The sequence below is a fragment of the Streptomyces sp. Ru73 genome (assembly GCF_002920575.1).
Taxonomy (GTDB): domain Bacteria; phylum Actinomycetota; class Actinomycetes; order Streptomycetales; family Streptomycetaceae; genus Streptomyces.
Genome location: NZ_PQSQ01000178.1, coordinates 1 through 5,343 on the forward strand (window position 1 = coordinate 1; position 5,343 = coordinate 5,343).

The 5,343-nt window shown below is 72.4% G+C and carries 7 protein-coding genes; 2 read left to right on the forward strand and 5 right to left on the reverse strand.

Annotation, left to right across the window (positions count from 1 at the left end; translation table 11 throughout):
* Nucleotides 1–1,393: DEAD/DEAH box helicase (locus C3486_RS35955; protein WP_146075136.1), on the reverse strand; the 1,393-nt coding region annotated here is incomplete at its 3' end.
* 392 nt (nt 1,394–1,785) lie between these two features.
* On the opposite strand from C3486_RS35955, the gene C3486_RS35960 reads away from it, so the two are divergent.
* Entirely contained in the window at nt 1,786–2,523 is a 738-nt protein-coding gene (locus tag C3486_RS35960; RefSeq protein WP_103837062.1) for a ferritin-like fold-containing protein, read from the forward strand.
* 198 nt (nt 2,524–2,721) lie between these two features.
* On the opposite strand, the gene C3486_RS35965 is transcribed toward C3486_RS35960, so the two are convergent.
* The 4 genes from C3486_RS35965 to C3486_RS35980 all read right to left on the reverse strand — a co-directional run bounded on the left by C3486_RS35965 (nt 2,722) and on the right by C3486_RS35980 (nt 4,690).
* The gene (locus C3486_RS35965) at nt 2,722–2,997 is read right to left on the reverse strand and encodes a hypothetical protein (RefSeq protein WP_103837058.1); all 276 of its coding nucleotides are present in this window, start codon (nt 2,995–2,997) and stop codon (nt 2,722–2,724) included.
* 271 nt (nt 2,998–3,268) lie between these two features.
* Nucleotides 3,269–3,496 (reverse strand): DUF3107 domain-containing protein, encoded by a 228-nt coding sequence (locus tag C3486_RS35970; protein WP_103837059.1) that lies wholly within the window; start codon nt 3,494–3,496, stop codon nt 3,269–3,271.
* A 189-nt stretch (nt 3,497–3,685) separates the two neighbouring features.
* Nucleotides 3,686–4,327: a TetR/AcrR family transcriptional regulator gene (locus C3486_RS35975; RefSeq protein ID WP_103837060.1), complete on the reverse strand. Its 642-nt coding sequence runs from the start codon at nt 4,325–4,327 to the stop codon at nt 3,686–3,688.
* A 147-nt stretch (nt 4,328–4,474) separates the two neighbouring features.
* Nucleotides 4,475–4,690 carry a hypothetical protein gene (locus tag C3486_RS35980; RefSeq protein WP_103837061.1) on the reverse strand — a complete coding sequence of 72 codons (216 nt, stop codon included), beginning with the start codon at nt 4,688–4,690 and terminating at the stop codon, nt 4,475–4,477.
* Between the two features lie 202 nt (nt 4,691–4,892).
* On the opposite strand from C3486_RS35980, the gene C3486_RS35985 reads away from it, so the two are divergent.
* A partial coding sequence (locus C3486_RS35985; protein ID WP_146075135.1) for an alpha/beta fold hydrolase occupies nt 4,893–5,343 on the forward strand: 451 nt, incomplete at its 3' end.

Genomic DNA, 5,343 nt, shown 5'->3' on the forward strand with positions numbered 1-5,343 from the left:
CCGGCGCGCCGTTGCGGGTACGGCGGCGCTTGCGCGGCGTACGCGTACGCTCCGGGCGCTCCTCCTCGCGCTCCCGGCCGCCCCGGCGCGCACCGCGGCCGCGGCCGCCGGTCTCGCCGAGGTCCTCGACCTCCTCGGCCGCCAGGCCCGCGCGGGTGCGCTCGGAGCGCGGCAGCACGCCCTTGGTGCCCTCGGGGATGTTCAGCAGCTCGTAGAGGTGCGGGGAGGTGGAGTAGGTCTCCTCCGGGTCGTTGAACGGCAGGTCCAGCGCCTTGTTGATCAGCTGCCAGCGCGGCACGTCGTCCCAGTCGACCAGCGTGACGGCGGTGCCCTTGGCGCCCGCGCGGCCCGTGCGGCCGATGCGGTGCAGGTAGGTCTTCTCGTCCTCGGGCGACTGGTAGTTGATGACGTGCGTCACACCCTCGACGTCGATGCCGCGCGCGGCGACGTCGGTGCAGACGAGGACGTCGACCTTGCCGTTGCGGAAGGCGCGCAGCGCCTGCTCGCGGGCGCCCTGGCCGAGGTCGCCGTGGACCGCGCCGGAGGCGAAGCCGCGCCGCGCGAGCTGGTCGGCGATGTCGGCCGCCGTGCGCTTGGTGCGGCAGAAGATCATCGCGAGCCCGCGGCCCTCGGCCTGCAGGATGCGCGAGACCATCTCCGGCTTGTCCATGGAGTGCGCGCGGAAGACGTGCTGGGTGATGTTGGCGACCGTGGCGCCCTCGTCGTCGGGCGAGGTGGCGCTGATGTGGGTCGGCTGCGACATGTACCGGCGGGCCAGCGAGATGACCTGGCCGGGCATGGTCGCGGAGAACAGCATGGTCTGCCGCTTGGCCGGCAGCTGCTGGATGATCTTCTCGACGTCCGGCAGGAAGCCGAGGTCGAGCATTTCGTCGGCCTCGTCCAGGACCAGCGCGCGGACCTGGGAGAGGTTCAGCTTCTTCTGGCCCGCGAGGTCCAGGAGGCGGCCGGGGGTGCCGACAACGACGTCGACGCCCTTCTGCAGCGCCTCGACCTGCGGCTCGTACGCGCGGCCGCCGTAGATGGCGAGCACGCGGACGTTACGGACCTTGCCGGCGGTCAGCAGGTCGTTGGTGACCTGCTGGCACAGCTCGCGGGTGGGGACGACCACCAGGGCCTGCGGCGCGTCGGTCAGCTGCTCGGGCTTCGCCCGGCCCGACTCGACGTCGGCGGGGACGGTGACGCGCTCCAGGAGCGGGAGACCGAAGCCGAGGGTCTTGCCGGTGCCGGTCTTGGCCTGGCCGATGACGTCGGAGCCGGAGAGGGCCACCGGAAGGGTCATGGCCTGGATGGGGAACGGAGTCGTGATGCCGACGGCCTCGAGGGCTTCGGCGGTCTCGGGGAGGATCCCGAGGTCTCGGAACGTAGACAGGATGCTTGCCTCTTCTGTGAGTCGCGGCGCGAGGCGTCGAAGGGGATCAACCGTGCCTTCTCACCGTCGTACGGGGTCGTACTCGGCGCGGCCCGGCCTCCTAGGGCCGGATGGCGCGGGACCACTGCCTTCGCTCAGGCGCTCGTGCCGCGAGCGGTGTCCCTCCTGCCGCGCGTACGTCTCGTACGCGCCACAACAGAGGGCGGTCGGGTTGGAGCCGATCGGGCCACCGACCGGGCATCCGCATGCGTGGCAGACCCACCGATAGTCGGCGGGCTCTTTACCACCATACCCCGGATGAGCGCATGTGTGTCCGGGCAATCGTTCGGTCGGGTGGGACCCGAGTGGCTGACCAGGCCCTCTCCCGGGTTGCGGAGCGGGCTATTGTGCGCTTCATGGAGACGCCCGACAACGCCACCGCCACGCCCGACGAGCCCACCGGGATCGCCGCCCGGACCTGGGAGCAGGCCGCCGCCGACCCGCAGTACCGTGCCGCGGTCGTCGACCTCCTCGGCGCCCTCGCGTACGGCGAGCTGTCCGCCTTCGAGCGGCTGGCCGAGGACGCCAAGCTCGCGTCCTCCACGGACGACAAGGCGGCGCTGGCGAAGATGGCGACGGCGGAGTTCCACCACTTCGAGCGGCTGCGGGAGCGGCTCGCGCAGATCGACGCGGAGCCCAACGCGGCCATGGAGCCGTTCGCCGCTGCGCTGGACGAGTTCCACCGCCAGACGGCCCCGTCGGACTGGCTGGAGGGCCTGGTCAAGGCGTACGTCGGCGACTCCATCGCCAGCGACTTCTACCGCGAGGTGGCGGCCCGGCTGGACTCCGACACCAAGGAGCTGGTGCTCGGTGTGCTGGACGACACGGGGCACGCCTCCTTCGCCGTGGAGAAGGTCCGCGCTGCCATCGAGGCCGACCCGCGGGTCGGCGGCCGGCTCGCGCTGTGGGCGCGCCGCCTGATGGGCGAGGCGCTGTCGCAGGCGCAGCGGGTGGTCGCCGAGCGCGACGCGCTGTCGACGATGCTGGTCGGCGGGGTCGCCGACGGCTTCGACCTGGCCGAGGTCGGCCGGATGTTCTCGCGCATCACCGAGGCGCACACGAAGCGGATGGCCGCGCTGGGACTGGCGGCCTGAGGGTCCGAGGACCCGGGCCGGAGCACGCCGGCCGGTATGAGGATGCTCACTCCATGGGCCCCGCACCGTCTGCCGAGGTGCGGGGCCCATGGTGCGGAACGCGCCGTTTCTCCGCGGCGACAACGGCCGGAAAGCGCCCGTCAGGGTCCGTCGGTGCCGGAGTCCGTACCGGAGCGCGGCCCGGCCTCCCGCGGGCCGTCAGGCCGTCGCTGACCGGCGCAGCCGACGGGCCGGGGGCGCGGGGCGCAGCAGCAGCGAGAGCAGCGCGGCGCACAGGCCCACGGCCACCAGCAGGACGGCGGGGGCCCAGCCGGGGCCCAGGATCGTGTGGGCCAGCAGCGCGCCGAAGACGGCGGCGCCGGGCCCCGTGGCCAGCGTCAGGCTCCGCGTCGGAAAGCGGCCGGGCAGTCGCCGCACGGCGGCGAGGGCCATGGCGAGGCCCAGGGCGGCGGCGCCGAGCACTTCAAAGATCATGTTTCCCCTCCCGCGCGAATGACGCCGTCGTGAGCGGCGGTGTCACTGTCGTTCGTGGGCGGTCGTACCCATGGGGCGCCACGGGCAATCGTGCCGGGCCGGACAAAGGTGCGATCACTGCCCTGAGCAGGGAAAAGCAGCCGAGAGTGCGCGCCACGGGGCGTGCGGACGGACGTACCGAAGGGCAGCGGCCCGGCGTACACGAAGGGCGGCGGCCCGGGGATCGCTCTCCCCGGGCCGCCGCCCGTCATCCGTGCTGTGCTGCGGCGTCCTACAGCGCGCCGAAGCCCACCTTGCGCCCGGCCGGCTCGCCGATCTCGACGTACGCCAGGCGGTCCGCCGGCACCAGGACCTTGCGGCCGTGTTCGTCCTCCAGGCTCAGCAGCTGCGACTTGCCGGCCAGCGCGGCGGACACCGTGCTCTCGACCTCCTCGGCAGACTGCGAGCTCTCCAGGACGATCTCGCGGGGCGCGTGCTGCACGCCGATCTTGACCTCCACGGCTTATGTCCCTCCGACGGTCTCGGTCCCCCGGCCTGGCCAGGGGGTGGGGTGCGCGACGATCCGCGCCGTACGCAGCACACATTAGCCCGGTACGGGGACGGACAGGACGTCACGGAGCACGCCGGCAGCGAACACGGGAGGCGCACCCGGCCCTCCCGTACCCCGGCCGCGCGGCCGGGGCCGCCCTCAGTGGCCTTCCGTGCCGTGCAGCGGGAACCCCGCGATGCCCTTCCAGGCCAGCGAGGTGAGCAGCTGCACCGCCGTGTCGCGGGGGACCGTGCGCTCGCTGGAGAGCCAGTACCGCGCGACGACCTGGGACACACCGCCCAGACCCACCGCGAGCAGCATGGACTCCTCCTTGGAGAGTCCGGTGTCCTCGGCGATCACCTCACTGATCGCCTCGGCGCACTGCAGCGAGACCTTGTCGACGCGCTCGCGGACCGCCGACTCGTTCGTCAGGTCCGACTCGAACACGAGCCGGAAGGCGCCGCCCGGGTCCTCCACGTACGCGAAGTACGCGTCCATGGTGGCGGCCACCCGCTGCTTGTTGTCCGTGGTGGAGGCCAGCGCCGTCCGCACGGACTGCAGCAGTGCGTCGCAGTGCTGGTCCAGCAGTGCCAGGTACAGGTCGAGCTTGCCGGGGAAGTGCTGGTAGAGCACCGGCTTGCTGACGCCGGCCCGCTCGGCGATGTCGTCCATCGCCGCCGCGTGGTACCCCTGCGCAACGAAGACTTCCTGTGCAGCGCCCAGGAGCTGGTTGCGCCGCGCCCGGCGCGGCAGGCGCGTGCCCCGAGGGCGCGCTGCCTCTGTCTGCTCGATGGCGCTCACGCCGCCTCCCAGTGTCGTTCCGTACGAGATGCACACAGCCCGGTGCACCGCGCCCGCCATCGTACTTTTGGGTAACGAGGCTGTGCGCGGTCCGGACCGAGAATTTATCCGCCCGGTGCTCGCCGGAACCCGACATACCGGTTCAGGTCACCGGTAATCGTCTTCGTCGAGCTCCACCGACCGGGCCTGTTCCGCACGGTCCGCCTCGTTCGCCGCGTCGGGATCGCCGCCGGTCAGCGCGTCGTCATCGTGCGGAGCCACCTCGGTGAGCTGTTCCTGGGCGTCCGCCTCCGGTGCTTCCACGTCGATTTCGGCCGCCTCGGTCTGGTCGAAGGTATCCGGATCTGTGGGGTCGACAGGCATGGTGGCCCCCCTTTCCTGGCGAGCGTCCTTTACACGAGCCTATGAGAGGGGAATGCCCGGCGCGACGCGGTACGCGCCGCGAACGGGTGGCGGTTGTCGCCCCTCCTGGAAGGCGGGTGCCCCGCGGGCGCCGACCGTGACGCAAGAGACGTGTGATGGCGAACACATCAGATGGGGTGTGATCGTCTCGTAACATCGACGCATGTCTTCCACGGAGCCGCCGGACACCCGAACCGCGCTCCCGGTGCCGCCCGGGGGCCCCGGCCCGTCCGTGGGCGCCGAGGAGACGCTGCGCAGCGTGAGCCTGCCGGGCGCGACGCTCAGCGTCCGCGCGCCCGCCAGGGTGCGCGAGGGGCTGCCGCCCGCCCTGTACGTGCACGGCCTCGGCGGCTCGTCGCAGAACTGGTCGGCGCTCATGGCGCTGCTCGCCGACCGGGTGGACGGCGAGGCGCTGGACCTGCCGGGCTTCGGCGACTCCCCGCCCCCGGACGACGGCAACTACTCCATCAGCGGCCAGGCCCGTACGGTCATCCGCTACCTGGAGCAGCGCGGCCGCGGCCCCGTGCACCTCATCGGCAACTCCATGGGCGGCGCGGTCTCGACCCGGGTGGCCGCGGTCCGCCCCGACCTCGTGCGGACCCTCACGCTGGTCT

Excerpts from the sequence above, each read along its gene's own strand:
- C3486_RS35960 (WP_103837062.1), top strand. The coding sequence starts at position 1,786 with ATGGAGACGCCCGACAACGCCACCGCCACGCCCGACGAGCCCACCGGG.
- C3486_RS35965 (WP_103837058.1), bottom strand. The coding sequence starts at position 2,997 with ATGATCTTTGAAGTGCTCGGCGCCGCCGCCCTGGGCCTCGCCATGGCC.
- C3486_RS35980 (WP_103837061.1), bottom strand. The coding sequence starts at position 4,690 with ATGCCTGTCGACCCCACAGATCCGGATACCTTCGACCAGACCGAGGCG.